Genomic DNA, 20,489 nt, shown 5'->3' with positions numbered 1-20,489 from the left:
GGCCCGCGATGCGGTTTTCCGCGCGGCGAACAGACCAAGGCCGCGTGATGTTCAACCCGCTCGACATGCTTCAGGCCCAGAACGGCGCCGGGATGCAGAGTGTGGCCCAGCAGTTCGGCCTCACCCCCGAGCAGACGCGCCGGGCGATGGAGGCCCTGATGCCGGCCTTCGCGCTCGGGCTGCAGCGCAGCGCCGTCCCTGACCCGACCGGCCTGTCGCAGATGTTCGGGCTGGCCGGCGCCCGCCCCGCCGCGAGCCCGGCACCCAGCCCGGCCGAGACCATGCTCGGGCAGATGTTCGGCTCGCCGGCCCTCACCCAGGCGATCCTGCAGCAGGCCTCCTCGGCCAGCGGCGTCGGCTCGCAGGTGCTGCGCCAGATGCTTCCGATGATGGCCGGCGCGGTGGTCGCGAGCATCGTCCACATGCTGCTGAACCAGCAGGCTCCGGAGGCCAAGCCGGCGCCCGCCCCGGCGCCCTCGCCGTTCGCGGTCGCGCCGGGCTGGGCCGAGATGATGAAGGCGTTCGTCCCGGCGCAGGCCGCGCCGGAGGCGCAGAAGCAGGCCGCCAGGCCCCCAGTCTCGAAGCCCCAGGTCTCGAAGCCCGCGCCGAAGCCGGAACCCGATGCCGCCGGCGGCATGTTCCAGCAGATGCTGAAGACCGGCGCCGAGGTTCAGGAACAGAACGTCAAGGCGATGCAGGGCCTGTTCGAGGCGTTCTGGGCCGAGGCCGACCCGGCCAAGGCGGCCGCGGCCAAGCCCTCGGGCACGACGCCGAACGCCGACCCCGCTTCGGAGCCGGACGCGTCGCACCGGTCGCGCAAGGGCCGGCCGGGGACGCGCTGAGGTTGGTCAGTTCTGGCTGACCGCGTTTCCGATGGTCTGGTAGACGGTGCTGACCTTGGACGCGTAGAGGCGCAGGCTGCCGACGATGGCCAGGAAGACCAGCCCCGAGATCAGGGCGTACTCGATGCTCGTCGCGCCGCGCGCGTCGGCGGCGAAGCGGCGCTTCGGCGGCACGGCTCCGGCCCCTTTCGACAGTTCGACGGCCGTCCTCGACATCGATGATCGCCTTCCTCGGCCGAACCGGCACACGGCGACCCTATCCGCGCGACCTTGAGGATGTTTTAACTCGATCGGCGACGGGCGACGGTCGCGGCATCCGCCGAAGCAGGATCCGTGCGACCGGCCGTTTTGCGGGTCCCCTCCCCCGCTTGCGGCGAGAGGGGATGGGCGCTCGGGCGACCCGTCGGGAGCGGGCCCCGCGGGCGCCTTCGCCCCGCTCAGCCGTGGCCGGCTTCCTTGCGCAGGGCGTCGATGCGCTTGGAGGCCTCGGCCTTGTCGATGTCGGGATCGAACGCCTCGGGCTCCTTGGTCTCCTCCGACAGGGTCTTGAGATAGGAGGCCTGCGCACCGGTCATCGGCTCGCCGCCGGTGGTCCACTGGTCGGGATCCTTGATCTGGTTCGACACGTCCTTCGGGTCGGTCTTCGGGTTCTCGTTCGAAGCGGACTTCGTGTCGGACTTGGCGTCGGACTTCGAATCGGACTTCGCCGTGGTCTTGGCAGCGGCCTTGGTCATCGGGCACTCACGCGTTCATGGAATGTTCCGTCAGAACGCGGCCCGCATCCCCGAGGTTCCCCGCCGGCCGGAACCGGCGGGGGATAAGACGCCTCAGGCCGCGCGAACCTTCAGGCTGCGCGAACCTTCAGGCTGCGCGCGCCTGCGGCTGCACCTCGGCGAGGTAGTCGTCCATCAGCGTCCGGGTGATCGCGCCCGGCGCGAACCGGTAGGGCCCGATCTCGGAGACCGGGGTGACCTCGGCGGCCGAGCCGGTGATGAAGCATTCCGAGAAGTCGGCCATCTCCTCGGGGCGGATGCGGCGCTCGGTGACCGCGAGGCCGCGGCGGCGGGCCAGCTCGATCACCGTCTGCCGGGTGATGCCGTTGAGGAAGCGGTCGGCGGTGGGGGTGTGGATCGCCCCGTCGCGGATGAAGAACACGTTGGCGCCGGTGCACTCGGCGACGTTGTCCTCGAAGTCAAGCATCAGCGCGTCGGCATAGCCCTTGTTCTCGGCCCTGTGCTTGGAGATCGTGCAGATCATGTACAGGCCCGCCGCCTTCGAGGCGCAGGGGGCGGTGCGGGGATCGGGCCGGCGATACTCGGCGATGTCGAGGCGGATGCCCTTCATCTTGGTGGCGGCGTCGAAGTAGCTCGGCCATTCCCAGGCGGCGATCGCCAGGTGGATGGTGTTGCCCTGGGCCGAGACGCCCATCATCTCCGAGCCGCGCCAGGCGACCGGGCGGAGATACGCGTCCTGCAGGCCGCTGACCTTGAGCACGGCCTCCTTGGCCGCGACGATCTCGGCGGCCGAATACGGCACCGCGAAGTCGAGCAGCTCGGCGGAGCGGCGCAGGCGCTCGGCATGGGCGAGGCTCTTGAAGATCACCCCGCCATAGGCGCGCTCGCCCTCGAACACCGACGAGCCGTAATGCAGCCCGTGGCTCAGCACGTGGATCTTGGCGTCCCGCCACGGCACCATGGCGCCGTCGAACCAGATGGTGCCCTCGCGCTCGTCGAACGGGATCACGGACATGGGAACGTCTTCCTGGAAATCGTCGCGGCCCGCGCAACCTGCGGGCCCTTCGGCGGGGACGATGTCGATGGGCGCGCATGCGGGCGGCGCCGGCGGGGTTGACGGGTACCAACCGGCCTGGAATATGTCAACGACACTGACGTATATCGCGCGCACGCTCCTGTTCCCATCCTCTCCGCTCCGACGTCCTTCGCGCCGACGTTCGTCTCCTCTCCCGCCCTTCGCGCCGCAACCGGACCCGGGCCGCACGTGACATCTCCCGCCCTCCGCGAACGCAAGGACGCCGCCGAGCCGGCCGCCGCCTGCAGCAGCGACGACCTGATCGAGCTCCTGTTCTTCGCCTATCGCGACTTCGTCGGCGATCCGGACCGGATCCTGGCCGAGTACGGCTTCGGCCGGGCGCACCACCGGGTGCTGCACTTCGTCGACCGCTATCCCGGCCTGACCATCGCCGAATTGCTCGACATCCTGCGCATCACCAAGCAGAGCCTCAACCGGGTGCTGAAGGACCTGATCGGCCAGGGCTACATCGCCCAGCGGCCCGGCACCCAGGACCGGCGCCAGCGCCTGCTCACCTGCACGCCGAGCGGCGCGGCGCTGGCCGCCGACCTCACCCGCGTGCAGGCGCGGCGGCTGGCCCGCGCGCTGGCCTCGCCGGAGGATGCGGCCGCCCCCGAGAGCTTCCTGATGGCGATGATCGAGCCCGACGAGCGGGCGGTGGTGCGCCGCCTGATGGCCCGCCGCGGCGGCGGGGCCGCCTGATGGCCGCCCATGCCCGCACCGAGCTCTCCGACGGGGCGCCGCACGTCCTCGTGGTCGACGACGACCGGCGCCTGCGCGAGCTGCTCGCCCGCTACCTCGCCGAGCAGGGGTTCCGCGTCACCGCCGCCGCGAGCGCGGCCGAGGCGCGGGCCAAGGCGCAGAGCCTGGTCTTCGACGCGATGGTGCTCGACGTGATGATGCCGGGCGAGGACGGCTTCGCCTATGCGCGCAGCGTGCGCGAGACCTCGCGCGTGCCGATCCTGATGCTCACCGCCCGCTCCAACCCGAACGACCGGGTGATGGGCCTCGAGATCGGCGCCGACGACTACCTGCCGAAGCCGTTCGAGCCGCGCGAGCTGACGCTCCGGCTCACCAACATCATCAACCGGGCGTCGGGCCCGCGCCGCGACACCGGCACCGGCGACGTGGTGACCTTCGGGCCGTTCTCCTACCGGATCGAGCGCGGGGAGCTGCGCCGCGAGGACGAGATGATCCGCATCACCGAGCGCGAGCGCGAGATCCTGACGATCCTGGCCGGCGCCCACGGCGCCAACGTCGAGCGCGAGGTGCTGGCCGGAGGCGGAGGGCTCGCCGCCGAGCGCACCATCGACGTGCAGATCAACCGCCTGCGCCGCAAGACCGAGGTCGACCCGGCCAACCCGACCTTCCTGCAGACCGTGCGCGGGGTCGGGTACCGGCTCGCGGTGGATTGAGGGGCGATGGCGCCCCTCAGATCTCGATCTCGGTCCCCACCTCCACCACCTGCCGCGTCGGCAGCCCGAAATGGGCGCCGGTGCGCTCGGCGTTGCGCTTCATGAAGGCGTAGAGGCCCTCGCGCCAGCTGTGCATGCCGGGGTTGGTCGGCGACGGGATGATGGCCTCGTGGCCGACGAAGTAGGTGATGTCCTCCACGAACTCCGCCGGCAGCAGGCCGCTCGCCACCGCGCATTGCAGCCCTTCGGGAATCGAGGCCGTCTGCATGAAGCCGTAATGCAGCACCACGCGCTCCATCCCGGGCGTGTATTTCGAGATCGCCTTGCGGATGCCCGAAGCCACGAGCGTCACCTCCGCGCGCTGCGACGCCGGCACGATCGGCTCCTCCTCGTAGATCACGGTGATCAGGAGGATGCGCTCGTGCAGGCAGCGGCTGCGCTCGACCAGGCGCCCGAGCGCCATCGGGATGCCCTCGCTCGCCGCCGAGAGGAAGGCGGCGGTGCCGGGCAGCGTCACCGGCGGGTGCGAGGCGAGGCGGGCGAGGAAGGCGTCCTCCTTCTGCCGCAGCGGCTCGCGCACCGCCTCCAGCACCCGGTTGCCCTTCATCCAGGTCAGCATCAGGAAGGCGACCGAGAAGGCCAGCACCAGCGGGAACCAGCCGCCCTCGAGGAGCTTCGCGCTGTTGGCCGCCAGGAACACCAGGTCGATGGCGAGGAAGAAGCCGTTGACCGCGAGCACCGCGGCGAGGCCGTAGCCCCAGCGCAGCGCGATCAGCGCGGCGAGCAGCGTGGTGATGCCCATCAGCGCCGAGACGGCGATGCCGTAGGCGCCGGCCAGCGCATCGGAGGAGCCGAACAGCACCACCGCGACGAGGGTGGCGAGCGCCAGGAGCCAGTTCACCGCCGGCACGTAGATCTGCCCGCGCTCGTGCTTGTCGGTGTGGACCACCCGCATCGCCGGCATGAAGCCGAGCTGGATCGCCTGCTGCGTCAGGGAATACACCCCCGAGATCACCGCCTGCGAGGCGATGACGGTGGCCATGGTGGCGAGCGCCACGAGGGGATAGTGCGCCCAGTCCGGTGCGAGCCGGTAGAACGGGTTCTCGATCGCGTCCGGCTCGGCGATGAGCAGCGCGCCCTGCCCGCAATAGTGGATCAGCAGCGCCGGCAGCACGAGGCCGAACCACGCGGTGCGGATCGCCGGCGCCCCGAAATGCCCGAGATCGGCATACATCGCCTCGCCGCCGGTGACCGCGAGGAAGGCCGCGCCGAGCATCAGGAACGAGACGTGCCAGCCGGCATGGACCAGGAAGTCGACCGCCCGCCACGGGTTGACCGCCGCCAGGATCTGCGGCGCGTGCCAGATGCTCGGGATCGCCAGCAGCACCAGGACGGAGAACCACACCAGCATCACCGGGCCGAACACCCGGCCGATCACCGCCACGCCCTGCCGCTGGACCAGGAACAGCCCGATCAGGATCAGGATCGTCAGCGGGACGACGAAGGGGCTCAGCACCGGCGCGTCGACCTTCAGGCCCTCGATCGCCGACAGCACCGAGATCGCCGGGGTGATCGCGCCGTCGCCGTAGAGAAGCGCCGCGCCGACGAGCCCGACCACCAGCAGCAGCGCCTGCCAGGTGCCGGCCTTGGCGTGGCGGGCGCCGAGCAGCGCCAGCATCGCGACGATGCCGCCCTCGCCGCGGTTGTCGGCGCGCAGGATCAGCACCGCGTATTTCAGCGAGACGATCAGGATCAGCGCCCACAGGATCAGCGAGACCGCGCCGGTGGCCGCCGCCGCGACCGGCGCCCCGCCGGAGATGCCGGCCTTCACCGCCTCCTTGAAGGCGTAGAGCGGGCTGGTGCCGATGTCGCCGTAGACGACCCCGAGCGCCCCGAGCGTCAGCGCCGGCCCGGCCGCGTGCCGCACCGCCCCGGGCTTTCGCGCCACCGGGGCGACCGGAAGCGCACGCTCCTGCGAAGGGCTGACGGCTCGGCTCACGGACACGCCCCTCGGATCGAAGATCGGCGCGAGGCTGCCTGCATCCGCGCGGCCGTTCAAGATGCCGGTGCGGGCGAATGCTGTGGGAACACGGCGATGTGTCCGGGTTGCACAAGTCGGGACGGCCCGGAATCGCGGAGAGACGGGATCCGATCCGTCGACCGCCCCGACGTGGCCTGCCTCGACGTGACCTGCACCGACGGGATCTGCACCCAGTCGGTCCGGCTGCGCCCCGCGTGCGGCCGGGGCCGGCACGATTTCAGGACGCGCGTGCGGCCGGGGCGAAACTCGCGGCGAGCATCGTCCGGTCCCCGGCCGGCATCCCACGCGCCGCCATGAACTCCGGCACGCGCCGCATCGCCGCCTGGACCGCCTCGCGAATGCTGTCGGCCGCGATGCGCGACAGCTTGAACCGCGGATGGGACGCGAACGCCCGTTCGGCATCCCATTCGGGACCGAGGCCCGGCGCCGGCGCGCAGACATGCCGCATCACGCCCGGATGCGGTGCGATGTCGAAGACCGGCGACAGCCGCCACCCGTCGCCCGCACCGAGGAACGCGTGGTTGCGCAGGTGGTCGTCGGTGTTGTGGAGGCACGCGTTCACCAGGAGCCGCCGGAACATCTCCGGAAACGCGTTCGCGACGCCGATCGACTCCGCGACCGCCGCGATGTCGACGTAGGTCTTCCGGGTGCCGTAGCCGAAGCTCGGCTCCTTGAGCAGCGTGGCCGCACTCAGATAGGCGATCGGCTCGCCTTCCGAGGTGCGGTCGAACCGTTCGACGAGAAGCACGCTTCGACCGCCGATATCGAGAAGCTCGCGAGCCGGGACCGACAGGCCGGCCGCCTCGGCGACGTCGAGGCAGACCGCCTCCGCGCGCGGATCGTCGAACCTGTCGCCCCAGGCGGGAAACTTCGCGATCCACTGGCGCCCGCGGTGCCGCAGCCGCGCCTTGGGGCGGGCGCCCCCGACGTCGGCGCTGTTGCGGAGGAGCACCTGCAGGTGATGCGAGGCGCTGCGGCCGTCCTCGATCGCCTCGGCCGCCGCCAGCAGCGCCGCGATGTCGTCCTCCGCGGCGGGCAGGTGCAGGAGCGGGGCTTCGTCCGGAACCCAGGTTCGGGGACCGTCCGGGGTCGGGCCGAAGGCGAGGTCCCCCGTTCGCGTGGTTCCGCCCAGGGCAAGATACTCGGCCATCCCGAGGCGTCGATGCGGGAAGGCCCGATCGAGGATGCCCTTGCCCCAGCCGTCGGGCCCGGCATCGTGAAAGGCGAGGTGGACCTCGTCGGGATGAGCCGACCTCGACCGGCCGCTGATCGGAAGCCCGATCGGATCGATCGGCCTCGGGGTCCCGGAGCGAAGGACGGACTTGGCGTAGACGAAGCGGCCGATCCGCCTGTCGCCCCCTTCGAAGCGGAGCGAGCCGACGGGGACGTAGCGCGCCGCATCCCATCGGAAGACGACGAGCTCGTCGAGGCGGCCGGATTCAGAAATCCGCCACATGGGCAGACCTCCTCGATCGCCGGCGGCCGAGCACGGCGTCCATGTCGTCGCCGATCGGATCGGCGGCGACGATCTCCCCGAGGCGTTCGGTATAGCCGAGGACGGTCAGCGCCTTGAGCAGGATGCCGACCGCCACGCCCGGACGCCCGTTCTCGATCGCGACCACGGATGGGCGGCCGACCCCCATGCGCTCGGCGAACGCGGCCTGGGTGAGGTTTCGGCGCAGCCGTGCGAGCCGGATGGTCTGGCCGAGCCTCGCGAGGCTCGCCAGTTCGTCGCTCGACAGGACCGTGGTCGTGCGCATGGCTAGAACTCCATACGTTATCTTGGTTTGTGATATATCTTCTGATCGCCTGAAGGACTAGCACGGACTGCCGGGCGGCAACCCTCCGCCGAACCGACCGGACACGGGCTCGCGTCGCCTCCGTGGGCTCGCCGACGCGCCGGCCGCCTGAGCTGGGCGCCGCGACGCACCCGGCGCGCTCCGGTGCCCACGATGCCGCGTAACCGATGGCCTCGGCTGCGCGTACATGAGGATCGGCCCCCGCCCCGCGCGCGCCGCGCCCCCTCGCTCGGAGACCGCCATGTCCAAGAACATGTCCCTGACACCCAAAGCGTCCGGCCTGCGCGGGATCGCGCTCGCGACGGTCGCGGGCCTCGCCCTGATGGCCGGTGCGGTCTCGCTGCGCGGCCTCGCCCATGCGGAGGAGCCCGGCCGGCGCCTGCCGGAGGCCGCCGTGACCGCCCGGGAGACCGCGAAGGAGACCGGCCTGCGCACCGCGACGCTCGCCGGCGGCTGCTTCTGGGGCGTGCAGGGGGTGTTCCAGCACGTGCGCGGCGTCCGCCGGGCCGTGTCGGGCTATGCCGGCGGCGACGCGTCGGATGCGCGCTACAGCGCGGTCAGCACCGGCGGCACCGGCCATGCCGAGGCGGTGCGCATCACCTACGATCCCAAGGTGATCCGCTACGACGAGCTGCTGCGGATCTTCTTCTCGGTGGCGCTCGACCCGACGCAGGTGAACCGCCAGGGCCCGGATTCCGGCCCGCAATACCGCTCGGCGATCTTCCCCGCCGACGCGGAGCAGGCGCGGGTCGCCGAGGCCTACATCGCCCAGCTCGACGCCGCGCACGCCTACGCGAAGCCGATCGCCACGCGGATCGAGCCGGGCGCGACCTTCTACCCGGCGGAAGGCTACCACCAGGACTTCATGGCGAGCCACCCGAACCACCCCTACATCGCCGCCAACGACGCGCCGAAGCTGCGCGACCTGCAGGCGCTGTTCCCCGAGCGCACCGCGCCGGAGCCGGTGCTGGTCGGCGGCCGCCCGCCGGCCTGAGGCGGGCAGCGTCCGCGCCGCCTCGTCCCACCCGACCCCCTCATCCTGAGGCGCCGCGTGAGCGGCCTCGAAGGAGGGCTCCAGGGATCGCACCGACGGCGGGAGGGCTCCTTCGAGGCCCCTTGCCGAGGCAAGGGGCACCTCAGGATGAGGGGGTGGGTGGGATGACCGGCTCCGTGCGGCGCACCGCGACAATCCTTCGTCCTTCCCCCCTCCCGTGCCGCCGGCGCCCTTGTCCTGCCGCTCCGATCCGCGCCAGGATCGCCGGGTCGGCGAAAGGGGACCGGATCATGGCTGTGGCGTCGGGACCCGGAGCCCCAAACCCCCTCGACCTCGTGCCGATCGAGGATGCCAGCCTCGGGGCGTTCTACCGGATCATGACCACGCCCGAGCGGCGCACCTTCTGGGCCTGCGCCGCCGGCTGGGCGCTCGACGGCATGGACTTCATGATCTACCCGTTGGTGATCGGCACGATCATCAGCCTGTGGAGGGTCGATCCGGGCACGGCCGGCCTCGCCGCCACCGTCACGCTGCTGGCCTCCGCGCTCGGCGGGTGGCTCGCCGGCTTCGTCGCCGACCGCATCGGCCGCGTGCTGACGCTGCAGATCACCATCCTCTGGTTCTCGGTCTTCTCGCTGGTCTGCGCCTTCGTGCAGAACTTCGAGCAGCTGCTCGTCGCCCGCGCGCTGCTCGGCCTCGGCTTCGGCGGCGAGTGGGCGGCCGGCGCGGTGCTGATGGGCGAGACCATCCGGGCGCAGTATCGCGGCCGGGCCGTCGGCTCGGTGCAGTCCGGCTGGGCGATCGGCTGGGGGATGGCGGTGCTGTCGCAGGCGGTGCTGTTCTCCTATCTCCCGCCCGAGAGCGCGTGGCGCTGGATGTTCGCGATCGGCGCGCTGCCGGCGCTGCTGGTGTTCTACCTCCGCCGCTACGTCGCGGAGCCGAAGGTCGCCGCCGAGACCCGCGCCAGGGCGCGCGCGGCCGGCGAGGAGCCCAAGCTCTGGGAGATCTTCGCCGGCCCGCTGCTGCGCACCACGATCCTGGCCTCGCTCGCCGCCGCCGGCTGCCAGGGCGGCTACTACGCCATCACCACCTGGCTGCCGCGCTACCTCACCACCGAGCGCGGCCTGTCGATCGTCTCCTCCACCGGCTACCTCTCGGCGCTGATCGTGGGCTCGTTTGCCGGCTACCTCGTCGGCGCCTGGCTCGCCGACCGGCTCGGGCGGCGCCCGCTGTTCCTGATCTTCTCGATCGGCGCGATCCTGGTCATCGTCGCCTACACCCAGCTGCCGCTCTCGAACGCGGTGCTGTGGGTGCTGGGCTTCCCGCTCGGCTTCTTCGCCTCGGGCTACTTCTCGGGGATGGGCGCCTTCCTCACCGAGCTCTACCCGACGCGGCTGCGCGGCTCGGGCCAGGGCTTCTGCTACAATTTCGGGCGGGGCCTCGGCGCGCTGTTCCCGTTCCTGGTGGGCGAGCTCTCGAAATCGATCGGCCTCGCCTCGGCGATCGCGGTCTTCGCCGCGGGCGCCTACGGCGTGTTCTTTCTCGCCGCCTTCGCCCTGCCGGAGACGCGGGGGAAGGTGCTGCACGCCGACGGGTAGGGGGACGGGTTTGTCCCTCCCCCATCTGCGGGGGAGGGTGGGCCTCGCGTCAGCGAGGGTCGGGAGAGGGGAGCGACCTCTCCGGACAACGCGCTCCCCTCTCCCGACCCGCTGCGCGGGCCACCCTCCCCCGCTCAGGGGGGAGGGAAAGACTGCGTCGAGTTCGGAGGAGAGGACGCCATGATCCCGATCCGCGATTGCCCCGCCCCCGATCCGCATCCCGCCGGCCCGACGCGCTACGCGGTGCCGGCGGGCGCGGTCGACAGCCATGCCCACGTGATCGGCCGGCCGCCGGCCCATCCGTTCGTGGAGAATCGCAGCTACACCCCGCCGGCGGCGCCGGCGCAGGCCTACCTGGCGATGCTCGACGCCACCGGCATGGCCCACGGCGTGCTGGTCCAGGTCAGCGTCCACGGCACCGACAACCGGCTGCTGCTGGAGACGCTGGCCGCGAACGCCGAGCGCCTGCGCGGCATCGCCGTGATCCCCCTCGGGCTGCCCGAGCGCGACCTCCGCGCGATGAAGGACGCCGGCATCGTCGGCCTGCGCCTCAACGTGCTCTACGGCGGCGGCATCGATTTCGCGGCGGTCGAGGCCTACGGCGCGCTCGCCCGCGAGATGGGCTGGCACCTGCAATTCCTGATCGACGCCCGCATCCTGCCGCCGCTGGCCCAGCGCCTCTCGCGGCTGCCGGTGCCCTTCGTCGTCGACCACATGGGCCACATGCCGACCGCGGCGGGCCTTTCGGACCCGGGCTTTTCCACCCTCGTGGCGCTGGTGCGCGACGGCGCCTGGGTGAAGCTCTCGGGCGCGTTCCGCACCTCGGTGGCGGGCGCGCCCTACGCCGACACCATCCCCTTCGCCCGGGCGCTGAACGACGCCGCACCCGAGCGCTGCCTGTGGGGCTCCGACTGGCCGCACGTCGCCGCCTGGGACGGGCCGCCGAAGCTCGCGACGCTCCTCGACCTGATCGCCGACTGGGTGCCGGACGAGGCCAGGCGCCGAAGGCTCTTCGTCGAGAACCCGCGCGCGCTCTACGGCTTCGGCTAGGCCTGGGCTTCGGCTAGGCCTGGGGCTTCAGGTAGCTCCGACCGTCGAGATAGGCCTTGCGCCAGCGCTGGATCGCGACCCGCTCGAACAGGCCGGCCTTCGCGAACGGGTCCTCGGCGATGAAGCGCTCGGCCTCCGCCCGCGTCTCCACGTCGACGAGGTAGAGGCCGCCGCCCGCATCCGACCCGTCGTCGGACAGTTTCGCGCCGCAGGCGAGCAGCCGCGCGGCCTGGGCCTCCAGGAAGGCGAGGTGCTCGGCCCTCGCCGCGCGGCGCAGGTGCTCGTGGCCGGGCTTGTCGAAGGTCTCGATGATGAACGGCATGGCGGCTCCGGGGGCGGGCTGCGGATGGCGGCGATCGTTTGTGTAGCGCGGCGCAGGCGATGGCGCGCCCGGGCTTCCTGACACCCGCGGGCGGTTCTCACCGGTTCGCCCCGGCCGGGCGCGATCGCGCACCGGGACGCCGCTATAGGTGAAGCCGGCCGCGCGCGAGGCCTCGCGCACGGCGTTGGCCTGCCTCCGGACGCGGGGAAAAACCGCCAACCGGGCGAGGCCGGATCACCGAATCCGCGGGCGGGCACGCGAATCGGATTCGCGACCACAAGCCCCCGGGAGGACGATCGTGGCAAGGACCATTCCCGCATCCGCGCTCGCTGCAGCGCTGTCCACGGCCGTGCTGCTCGCGGCCACGCCGGCCTCCGCCCAATACGCCGACGGCGGCATCAGGATCGGCGTGCTGACCGACATGTCCGGCGGCTACTCGGACCTCGCTGGCAAGGGCTCGGTGACGGCGGCGCAGCTCGCGATCGAGGATTTCGGCAGGGCGATCGGCGGCCGCAAGGTCGAGCTGATCTTCGCCGACCACCAGAACAAGGCCGACATCGCCTCGACCATCGCCCGCCGCTGGTTCGACACGGAGGGGGTGGACGCGATCTTCGACACGAACTCGTCGGTGGCGGGGCTCGCCGTGCGCGAGGTCGCCCGCGCCAAGGGCAAGGTCGACATCAATTCCGGCGCCGGCTCGATGGCGCTGACCAACGCCGCCTGCTCGGCCACCGGCGCGCACTGGTCCTGGGACACCCACGCGCTCGCCGCCGGCACCGCCGCGGCGCTGGCCGACGACCCGAAGAACACCTGGTTCTTCATCACCGCCGACTACACCTTCGGGCACGACCTCGAGGCCCAGGTCACCCGCGTGGTGCGGGCCAAGGGCGGCACGGTGCTCGGCTCGGTCAAGCACCCGTTCCCGAACGCCGACTTCTCGTCCTACCTGATCCAGGCGCAGGCCTCGGGCGCCCGGATCATCGGCATGGCCAATGCCGGCGCCGACACGATCAACACCATCAAGCAGGCCGCCGAGTTCGGCATCGCCGAGGGCGGCCAGTCGCTCGGCGGCCTCAACATCTTCCTCACCGACGTCAACTCGGTCGGCCTGAAGGCGGCACAGGGCATGATCCTGACGACGGGCTTCTACTGGGACCTCGACGACCGCACCCGCGCCTTCGCGAAGCGCTTCGGCGAACGCATGGGCGGGCGGATGCCGACCATGGTCCAGGCCGGCGACTACTCGGCGGTGCTGCACTACCTCAAGGCGGCCGAGGCGGCGGGCACCGACGACGGCCTCGCGGTGATGGCCAAGATGCGTGCGCTGCCGATCGAGGACGCCTTCGCGCGCAACGCCAAGCTGCGCCCCAACGGCCGCATGGTCCACGACATGTACCTGGCGCGGGTGAAGACCCCGGCCGAGTCGAAGGGCCCGTGGGACTTCTACACGATCCTCAAGACCATCCCCGGCGACGAGGCCTTCCAGCCGCTGGCGCAGAGCACCTGCAGGCTGGTGACGAACCCGTGACCCCAGCCTTCCCTCTCCCGCAGAGGGGAGAGGGAAGGGGCCCCCCGCTCACAAGGCCGACGGGTGCCGGGCCAGCGGCGTCACCGTCACGCTCATGAACGGGAACAGCGGCAGGCCGGAGAGGATCGCGTGCAGCTCGTCGTGGTCGGCCACGTCGAACACGCTGATGTTGGCGTACTGCCCGGCGATGCGCCAGAGGTGCACCCACCGGCCCGATTCCTGGAGCGCCCGCGCCTGCGCCTTCTCCTCGGCCTTCAACCGGTCGAACTCGGCCGGCGGCAGCTGCGTGGGCGGATGGACGTCCATCCTGACGTGATACAGCATCGATGCGTCCTCGCGTCACGAGCCGGCGCTCGCCCCTCCCGGGAGCGCTCGGCCATCGCGTATCATGGACGGCGACCGTGCGGATGACGACCGCAGGCCCGAGCGATCCTTGCCGGTCGATCCGTCAAGGAATAATCTGCAGTCATTGACGACAGGCGCGCCCATGGCCGTGATGACGATCCGCAACATCGACGACGCGCTCAAGGCGCGCCTTCGCATCCGTGCCGCGATGCACGGCCGATCGATGGAGGACGAGGCGCGCGACATCCTGCGCTCGGCGCTCTCGAGCGAAGTTTCCCGCCCGCGCGATCTCGGCCGGGCGATCCATGAGCGCTTCGCGGCGCTCGGCGGCGTCGACCTGCCGGAGGTGCCGCGGGACCCGGGCCGGGAGCCGCCGAGCTTCGAGGCGTGATCGTCCTCGACACCAACGTCCTCTCCGAGCTGATGCGGGCGAGCCCCGAGCCGAAGCTCCTCGCCTGGCTCACCCAGCAACCGATCGCGGGCCTGTTCACGACGACCCTGACGCAGGCCGAGATCTTCTACGGCCTCGCCCTCCTGCCGGAAGGGCGGCGGCGCATCGGGCTGACGGAAGCGGCACGGACGATGTTCGAGGTCGAGATGGCGGGGCGGGTCCTGTCCTTCGACGGCGAAGCCGCCTCGGCCTACCCGGAGATCGTCGTCGGACGGCGTAAGGCCGGCCAGCCGATCAGCCAGATCGACGGACAGATCGCGGCAATCGTGCGGTCGCGCGGAGCGCGCCTCGCGACGCGCAACGCCCGGGACTTCACCGGATGCGGGATCACCGTCATCGATCCCTGGGCGTCCGCCTGACGGACGCGTCTCGACGGCGCGGGGCGACCCGGCGCCGGCCGAGCGCGTCGGCGCAGCCGGGAATGCGGCGCGCCCTCGACCGCCGCCCACGCCGGGCGGCCGTTGCCGGGCACATGCCGGAGGCGCCCGGCTTGCGCGAAAGGGGGTTGTTGCGGCGCGCGAAACCGGGTCCCCTGCCGGCACGATCGCGAGCCGAGGAGCCCTCATGTCCGACCTGAACGCACGGAAGAACGCGCCCTCGCTGGAGGCGTTCTGGATGCCGTTCACGGCCAACCGCCAGTTCAAGGCGGCGCCGCGGATGTTCGTGGCCGCCGACGGGATGCACTACACCACCGACGACGGCCGCCAGGTGCTCGACGGGACGGCGGGCCTGTGGTGCTGCAACGCCGGGCACGGCCGCCGCGGGATCGCGAGCGCGGTCGAGCGCCAGCTCGCGACGATGGACTTCGCCCCGACCTTCCAGATGGGCCACCCGATCGCGTTCGAATTCGCCGAGCGCCTGGCCGAGATCGCGCCTGGGCCGGCCGGCGCCGCGCTCGACCGGGTGTTCTTCACCGGCTCGGGCTCGGAATCGGTCGACACCGCGCTCAAGATCGCGCTCGCCTACCAGCGGGCGGTCGGCCAGGGCACCCGCACCCGGCTGATCGGGCGCGAGCGCGGCTATCACGGCGTCGGCTTCGGCGGCATCTCGGTCGGCGGCATCGTCTCGAACCGCCGGGCCTTCCCGACGCTGCCGGGCACCGACCACCTGCGCCACACCCACGACCCGGCCCGCAACGCCTTCACCAAGGGCCAGCCCGAGCACGGGGCCGAGCTCGCCGACGACCTCGAGCGCCTCGTGGCGCTGCACGGCGCCGAGACCATCGCCGCCTGCATCGTCGAGCCGGTGGCGGGCTCGACCGGCGTGCTGGTGCCGCCGAAGGGCTACCTCGAGCGCCTGCGCGCGATCTGCGACGCGCACGGCATCCTGCTGATCTTCGACGAGGTGATCTCCGGCTTCGGGCGGCTGGGCGCGCCCTTCGCCGCCGACTTCTTTGGGGTGACGCCCGACCTCGTCTGCACCGCCAAGGGGCTGACCAACGGCACCATCCCGATGGGCGCGGTCTTCGCCGGCCGCCACGTCCACGACGCGCTGATGAACGGCCCGGACGGGATCGAGCTGTTCCACGGCTACACCTATTCCGGGCACCCGGTCGCCTGCGCGGCGGGGCTGGCGACCCTCGACATCTACCGCGACGAGGGCCTGCTCACCCGGGCGGCGGACCTCGCCGACGACTGGGCCGCGGCGATGCACGACCTGCGCGGGCGCGCCCGCGTCGTCGACATCCGCACCATCGGCCTGATCGCCGGGATCGAGCTGGAACCGCGCCCCGGCGCGCCGGGCAAGCGGGCCTACGACGTGTTCGTCGACTGCTTCGCGCGCGGCCTGCTGATCCGCGTCACCGGCGACATCGTCGCGCTCTCGCCGCCGCTGATCCTGGAGCACGGCCAGATCGGCGAGATCGCGCAGGTGCTGGGCGACGCGATCGACCGGGTGGCGTGAGGCCGGGGGCCCGGTTCCGCAATCCGGGCGATGCGGGCACCTCCCCTCCCCCGCAGAGGGGGAAGGGAAGAGGCGTCTTCGCTGCAACGCAACGCACGCCCGCTGGTTGAACCCGCATACGAAGGCCGCGCGCCTTCGGCAGCGAGGGTCATGCATGACGGGTTCGGTTCTGATCGTGGGCGCCAGCGGCATCGTCGGGAGCGCGGCCGCCGAGCGGTTCTCCGCCGAGGGCTGGGCGGTGGCGGGGCTGGCGCGCAAGCCCATGGCGCAGGACGGCGTCGTGCCCGTCGCCGCCGACCTGCAGGATCCGGCCTCCCTCCAGCGGGCGCTCGCGGGCCTCAAGCCGAGCCACGTGGTGCTCGCGACCTGGATGCGCCGCGACACCGAGGCCGAGATGATCCGCGTCAACGGCGCGATGGTGGAGAACCTGCTCGACGCGCTGCGGCCGGCGGCCTCGCTCCGGCACGTCGCCCTGGTCACCGGCCTGAAGCACTATCTCGGCCCGTTCGAGGCCTACGGGAAGGGCTCGGTGCCGCAGACCCCGTTCCGCGAGGACCAGGGCCGGCTCGACGTCGAGAACTTCTACTACGCCCAGGAAGATGCGGTGTTCTCGGCCGCCGCCCGCGACGGCTTCCGTTGGAGCGTCCACCGCCCGCACACGATCATCGGCAAGGCGGTCGGCAACGCCATGAACATGGGCACGACGCTGGCCGCCTACGCCACCCTGTGCCGCGAGACCGGCCGGCCGTTCCGCTTCCCAGGCTCCGGCATGCAGTGGAGCGGGCTGACCGACATGACCGACGCGCGGCTGCTCGCCCGCCACCTGCTCTGGGCCTCGACCAGCGCCGACGCGGCCAACCAGGACTTCAACGTCGTCGATGGCGACGTCTTCCGCTGGAGCTGGATGTGGGGCCGGATCGCGGCCTGGTTCGGGCTGACGCCCGAGCCGTTCGACGGCACGGTGCGGCCGCTCGAGGCGCAGATGGCCGAGGACGGCCCGGTCTGGGCGGAGATCGCTTCGCGCCACGGCCTCGCCGAGCCCGACCTCGCCAAGCTCGCCTCGCCCTGGCACACCGACGCCGACCTCGGCCGGCCGATCGAGGTGGTCACCGACATGAGCAAGAGCCGTCGGCTCGGGTTCCTCGCCTACCAGCCGACCGACGACGCGTTCTTCGACCTGTTCGCCCGCCTGCGGGCCGACCGGCTGATCCCGTGAGCCGCGCCTGACGGGACGGCCGGCGCGATCCCGCATCGAGCCGGCCGATGCCTCGCCCCGGCGGCGTAGACCGGCAAGGTCGCGCCAAGGGGAGATCTTGCGCATCCGAGGACCGTCCGGTCCTTATAGGGTGATCTTAACCGGGATCGACAATCACGGAGCCTTGCGACGAAGGATTCCGCGATGCTGGCCCATTTCTCGATCCGTGCGCGCCTGGTCGGCGCGGTGCTGGTGCTGTTCCTGCTGACGGCCGGGCTCGGCGGCTTCTGCTACGCGCGCCTGCACGCCCTCAGCACCGTGACCGACGCGCTCGCGGGCAATGCGCTGCCGTCCACCCGCATCCTCGGGCGGCTCGCCACCAACTTTGAGGCGCTGCGCAGCCGGCAGCTCGCCTACCTCGTCTCCAGCGACGAGCGGCGGCCGCAATCGCTGCCGCGGCTGCGCGCCAGCATGGCCGAGCTGGACGCGGACCTGAAGGACTATGCCGCCTTCGTCAGCCCCGGCGAGGAGGCGCTGTGGGAGGCGGTGAAGGCAACCGTGCCGGCCTACTCGGCGATGGGCGAGGAATTCCTGCGGCGGCTGCAGGCGGGCGACGCGAAGGGCGCGAGCGCGCACCTCCTCGACGGCATGCTCCCCGCGCTCAACGCCGCGCGCGCCGCGCTGAAGGCCGACCTCGCCTTCAACGACGCCGCCGGCCGGGCGAGCGCCGAGAGCGCCACGGCGCTCGGCGAGCAGGCGCGCTTCGCCATCGCCGTCGGCCTCGGCCTCGTCGCGGCGACGGCGTTGGCGGTCGGGTGGATGTCGGTGTTCACGATCTCCGTGCCGGTGCAGCGGATGGCCCGGGTGATGGACACGGTGGCGGCGGGCGACACCGCGATCGCCGTGCCGCATACCGGCGAGCGCAGCGAGATCGGCGCCATGGCGGCGGCGGTGCAGGTGTTCAAGGACAACCTGATCCGCACCCGCAAGCTCGAGGCCGACACGGCGCAGGCGCGGCTGGCGGCCGAGGCGCAGCGCAAGGCCGGCATGCGCCAGATGGCCGACGACTTCGAGGCGGCGGTCGGCGGGATCATCGGCATGGTGTCGTCCTCGGCGACCGAGCTGCAAGCCACCGCCCAGACCCTGACCGCGACGGCGACCGAGACGGCCGGCCAGTCCACCACGGTCGCGGCCGCGGCCGAGGAGGCCGGCACCAACGTCAACACGGTGGCGGCGGCCGCCGAGGAGCTCGGCTCCTCGGTGGCCGAGATCGGCCGGCAGGTCGGCGGCTCGGCCGAGCTCGCGCATCTGGCCGTGCGCGAGGCCGACCAGACCGGCGCCCGGGTGCAGGAGCTGAGCGCGGCGGTGTCGCGGATCGGCGCCGTGGTCGGGCTGATCTCGGACATCGCCGGCCAGACCAACCTGCTGGCCCTGAACGCCACCATCGAGGCGGCCCGCGCCGGCGCGGCCGGCAAGGGTTTTGCCGTGGTCGCCTCCGAGGTGAAGGCCCTGGCCGAGCAGACCGCCAGGGCGACAAGCGAGATCTCGGGCCAGATCGCGCAGATCCAGGCCTCGACCGGTCAGGCGGTCGCCTCGATCGGCGGGATGACCGGGCGCATCCGCGAGATCAACGCGGTGGCCACCGCGATCGCGGCGGCGGTCGAGGAGCAGGGCGCGGCGACCCAGGAGATCGTGCGCAACGTCGGCCAGGCGGCGATGGGCACGGCCGAGGTGACCAGCAACATCACCGGCGTCGCCGGCGCCGCCGAGGAGACCGGGGCGGCCGCGACCCAGGTGCTCGGCGCGGCGTCCGAGCTGTCGCGCCAGTCCGAGCACCTCGCCGCCGAGGTCGGGCGCTTCCTCGCCACCGTGCGCGCCGCCTGACCGGGCGGGATCAGGCCGGCTCGGTCCCGCACCATTCGGCCACGAACAGCGCCATCGCCGTGGTGATGCGCCGGACCGAGGCGAGGCTGACGCGCTCGTCGAAGCCGTGAATGTTCTCGCTCCGCGGGCCGTAGCACAAGGCCGGCACCCGCTCGTAGAGGGCGTGCACCCGGGTATCGAGGTAGCAGGGCGACATGACGCTCGTGAGCGCCGTCCCGACCGCCGCGCGGTGGGCGGCGGCGAGCACGTTCTCGGCGTCCGAGCCCGGCTCCAGCACGTAGCCCTCGGCGAAGAAGCCGTCGAAGCTCACCCGCGGCGGCGTGCCCGACAGGAACGGGTCGGTGCGGGCGAAGGCGCCGACCGCCGCCTCGATCTCGGCGGCGGCGTCGGCCGCGCGGAGACCGGGATAGAGCGCGATCCGGCAGCCGATGCGGCACCAGGCCGGCACCGAGGAGATCCAGTCGCCGCCCTCGATCCGGCCGATATTGAGGTTGATCGGGTGCTCGGCCTCGGCGAAGTGCGGCCGGCCGGCCCGGTCGGCGTTCCAGCGCGCCTCGACCGCGCGCAGGGCGCCGATCACCCGGTAGGTCGCGTCGATGGCGTTGGCGCCGGCCCCCATCTCGCGCACGTGCACCGGGCGCCCGCGCACCTCGACCGTGAACCACAGCACGCCGGTGTTGGCCCGCACCAGGGCCTCGTCCATCGGCTCGGGGATCAGCACCGCGTCGGCGCGGTAGCCGCGCAGATGCGCCGCGAGCGCGCCGTTGCCGGTGGATTCCTCCTCGACCACCGACTGGATCGTCACGGTGGCGGCCGGCTGCAGGCCGATGCGGCGCAGGGCGTCGAGGGCGAATAGGTTGGCCGCGTGCCCCGCCTTCATGTCGGCGGCGCCGCGCCCGTACATCCAGTCGCCGGCGATCACCGGATCGAAGGGCGGGTGCGTCCACAGATCGAGCGGCCCGGGGGGCACCACGTCGACATGGGCCTGGAGGATCAGCGAGCGCCCGCGCTCGTCCCGCGGCCGGTGGATGCCGACCACCACCGGCGCCTCGGAATGCCCGGCCGCGACCTTGGCGCCGCCGGGATGGGCCTCGACCGCGGCGGCGTCGATGCCGAACCGCTCGGTGGCGTAGCCGCGCGCGCGGAAGCCGCGGAACACGAAATCCTGGATCGCGTGCTCGGCGCCGCGGGTCGAGCCGAACCGCACCAGCGCCTGGGTGTGGGCGACCTGGTCGGCGAACCCGTCCGCGACGGAAGCCGCGATGCGGGCGGCCAGGGCAGGATCGAGGCGCATGCGGGGTCCTCAGGGCTCGC

Annotated in this window: 21 protein-coding genes; 12 read left to right on the top strand and 9 right to left on the bottom strand. The window is 72.2% G+C overall.

The annotated features are described in order from the left end of the window. The first annotated feature begins 47 nt into the window (after positions 1 to 47). Positions 48 to 842 carry a DUF937 domain-containing protein gene (locus tag MKK68_RS06780; protein ID WP_147728603.1) on the top strand — a complete coding sequence of 265 codons (795 nt, stop codon included), beginning with the start codon at positions 48 to 50 and terminating at the stop codon, positions 840 to 842. Positions 843 to 848: 6 nt separating this feature from the next. Here MKK68_RS06780 and MKK68_RS06775 read toward each other — a convergent pair whose 3' ends face one another. The 3 genes from MKK68_RS06775 to MKK68_RS06765 all read right to left on the bottom strand — a co-directional run bounded on the left by MKK68_RS06775 (position 849) and on the right by MKK68_RS06765 (position 2,591). Next, a complete protein-coding gene (locus tag MKK68_RS06775) occupies positions 849 to 1,058 on the bottom strand; it encodes a Flp family type IVb pilin (RefSeq protein WP_147728602.1) in 210 nt (69 codons plus the stop codon). Positions 1,059 to 1,279: 221 nt separating this feature from the next. Continuing rightward, the gene (locus tag MKK68_RS06770; RefSeq protein WP_147728601.1) at positions 1,280 to 1,576 is read right to left on the bottom strand and encodes a DUF3072 domain-containing protein; all 297 of its coding nucleotides are present in this window, start codon (positions 1,574 to 1,576) and stop codon (positions 1,280 to 1,282) included. A gap of 127 nt (positions 1,577 to 1,703) precedes the next feature. Further along, complete coding sequence (locus tag MKK68_RS06765) at positions 1,704 to 2,591, bottom strand: branched-chain amino acid aminotransferase (protein WP_147728600.1); 888 nt, start codon at positions 2,589 to 2,591, stop codon at positions 1,704 to 1,706. A 249-nt stretch (positions 2,592 to 2,840) separates the two neighbouring features. Here MKK68_RS06765 and MKK68_RS06760 point away from each other — a divergent pair, with 249 nt between their 5' ends. Both MKK68_RS06760 and MKK68_RS06755 read left to right on the top strand, forming a co-directional pair. Then, a complete protein-coding gene (locus tag MKK68_RS06760) occupies positions 2,841 to 3,353 on the top strand; it encodes a MarR family winged helix-turn-helix transcriptional regulator (protein WP_147859478.1) in 513 nt (170 codons plus the stop codon). Continuing rightward, positions 3,353 to 4,066, top strand: coding sequence for a response regulator (locus MKK68_RS06755; protein ID WP_147729183.1), 714 nt, complete (start codon positions 3,353 to 3,355; stop codon positions 4,064 to 4,066). The genes MKK68_RS06760 and MKK68_RS06755 overlap by 1 nt, the downstream gene beginning before the upstream one ends. Before the next feature lie 16 nt (positions 4,067 to 4,082). On the opposite strand, the gene MKK68_RS06750 is transcribed toward MKK68_RS06755, so the two are convergent. The 3 genes from MKK68_RS06750 to MKK68_RS06740 form a co-directional block, all read right to left on the bottom strand. Continuing rightward, on the bottom strand, positions 4,083 to 6,014 hold the full coding sequence (locus MKK68_RS06750) for a potassium transporter Kup (RefSeq protein ID WP_147843773.1): 1,932 nt from the start codon (positions 6,012 to 6,014) through the stop codon (positions 4,083 to 4,085). Positions 6,015 to 6,324: 310 nt separating this feature from the next. Further along, complete coding sequence (locus MKK68_RS06745; protein WP_244029451.1) at positions 6,325 to 7,563, bottom strand: type II toxin-antitoxin system HipA family toxin; 1,239 nt, start codon at positions 7,561 to 7,563, stop codon at positions 6,325 to 6,327. Next, positions 7,547 to 7,867, bottom strand: coding sequence for a helix-turn-helix transcriptional regulator (locus MKK68_RS06740; protein ID WP_147729654.1), 321 nt, complete (start codon positions 7,865 to 7,867; stop codon positions 7,547 to 7,549). The genes MKK68_RS06745 and MKK68_RS06740 overlap by 17 nt, the downstream gene beginning before the upstream one ends. 292 nt (positions 7,868 to 8,159) lie before the next feature. Here MKK68_RS06740 and msrA point away from each other — a divergent pair, with 292 nt between their 5' ends. The 3 genes from msrA (at position 8,160) to MKK68_RS06725 (ending at position 11,548) form a co-directional block, all read left to right on the top strand. Then, a complete protein-coding gene (msrA, locus tag MKK68_RS06735) occupies positions 8,160 to 8,900 on the top strand; it encodes a peptide-methionine (S)-S-oxide reductase MsrA (RefSeq protein WP_409567186.1) in 741 nt (246 codons plus the stop codon). A 290-nt stretch (positions 8,901 to 9,190) separates the two neighbouring features. Further along, positions 9,191 to 10,498: an MFS transporter gene (locus tag MKK68_RS06730; RefSeq protein WP_147729794.1), complete on the top strand. Its 1,308-nt coding sequence runs from the start codon at positions 9,191 to 9,193 to the stop codon at positions 10,496 to 10,498. Between the two features lie 180 nt (positions 10,499 to 10,678). Then, a complete protein-coding gene (locus MKK68_RS06725) occupies positions 10,679 to 11,548 on the top strand; it encodes an amidohydrolase family protein (RefSeq protein ID WP_244029449.1) in 870 nt (289 codons plus the stop codon). A gap of 13 nt (positions 11,549 to 11,561) precedes the next feature. Here the strand turns inward: MKK68_RS06725 and MKK68_RS06720 are convergent, their stop codons facing one another. Then, on the bottom strand, positions 11,562 to 11,870 hold the full coding sequence (locus MKK68_RS06720; protein ID WP_147728656.1) for a YciI family protein: 309 nt from the start codon (positions 11,868 to 11,870) through the stop codon (positions 11,562 to 11,564). A 298-nt stretch (positions 11,871 to 12,168) separates the two neighbouring features. On the opposite strand from MKK68_RS06720, the gene MKK68_RS06715 reads away from it, so the two are divergent. Further along, entirely contained in the window at positions 12,169 to 13,398 is a 1,230-nt protein-coding gene (locus MKK68_RS06715; protein ID WP_409567185.1) for an ABC transporter substrate-binding protein, read from the top strand. A 48-nt stretch (positions 13,399 to 13,446) separates the two neighbouring features. Here the strand turns inward: MKK68_RS06715 and catC are convergent, their stop codons facing one another. After that, entirely contained in the window at positions 13,447 to 13,722 is a 276-nt protein-coding gene (gene catC / locus MKK68_RS06710) for a muconolactone Delta-isomerase (RefSeq protein ID WP_147728655.1), read from the bottom strand. Between the two features lie 163 nt (positions 13,723 to 13,885). On the opposite strand from catC, the gene MKK68_RS06705 reads away from it, so the two are divergent. The 5 genes from MKK68_RS06705 to MKK68_RS06685 all read left to right on the top strand — a co-directional run bounded on the left by MKK68_RS06705 (position 13,886) and on the right by MKK68_RS06685 (position 19,175). Further along, entirely contained in the window at positions 13,886 to 14,134 is a 249-nt protein-coding gene (locus tag MKK68_RS06705; RefSeq protein WP_147728654.1) for a FitA-like ribbon-helix-helix domain-containing protein, read from the top strand. Further along, positions 14,131 to 14,553, top strand: a complete 423-nt coding sequence (locus tag MKK68_RS06700) for a type II toxin-antitoxin system VapC family toxin (protein WP_243986722.1) — start codon at positions 14,131 to 14,133, stop codon at positions 14,551 to 14,553. The genes MKK68_RS06705 and MKK68_RS06700 overlap by 4 nt, the downstream gene beginning before the upstream one ends. Before the next feature lie 205 nt (positions 14,554 to 14,758). Continuing rightward, positions 14,759 to 16,096 carry an aspartate aminotransferase family protein gene (locus MKK68_RS06695; RefSeq protein WP_409567184.1) on the top strand — a complete coding sequence of 446 codons (1,338 nt, stop codon included), beginning with the start codon at positions 14,759 to 14,761 and terminating at the stop codon, positions 16,094 to 16,096. Between the two features lie 154 nt (positions 16,097 to 16,250). Further along, positions 16,251 to 17,312 (top strand): SDR family oxidoreductase, encoded by a 1,062-nt coding sequence (locus MKK68_RS06690; protein WP_244029446.1) that lies wholly within the window; start codon positions 16,251 to 16,253, stop codon positions 17,310 to 17,312. Between the two features lie 183 nt (positions 17,313 to 17,495). Continuing rightward, positions 17,496 to 19,175, top strand: a complete 1,680-nt coding sequence (locus MKK68_RS06685) for a methyl-accepting chemotaxis protein (protein ID WP_244029444.1) — start codon at positions 17,496 to 17,498, stop codon at positions 19,173 to 19,175. Positions 19,176 to 19,185: 10 nt separating this feature from the next. Here the strand turns inward: MKK68_RS06685 and MKK68_RS06680 are convergent, their stop codons facing one another. Beyond that, positions 19,186 to 20,469 (bottom strand): ArgE/DapE family deacylase, encoded by a 1,284-nt coding sequence (locus MKK68_RS06680; RefSeq protein WP_147843007.1) that lies wholly within the window; start codon positions 20,467 to 20,469, stop codon positions 19,186 to 19,188. Positions 20,470 to 20,489 lie beyond the last annotated feature (20 nt).

The organism is Methylobacterium sp. E-016 (assembly GCF_022829745.1).
Lineage (GTDB): Bacteria > Pseudomonadota > Alphaproteobacteria > Rhizobiales > Beijerinckiaceae > Methylobacterium.
This window is presented reverse-complemented; position numbering and strand designations above follow the sequence as displayed.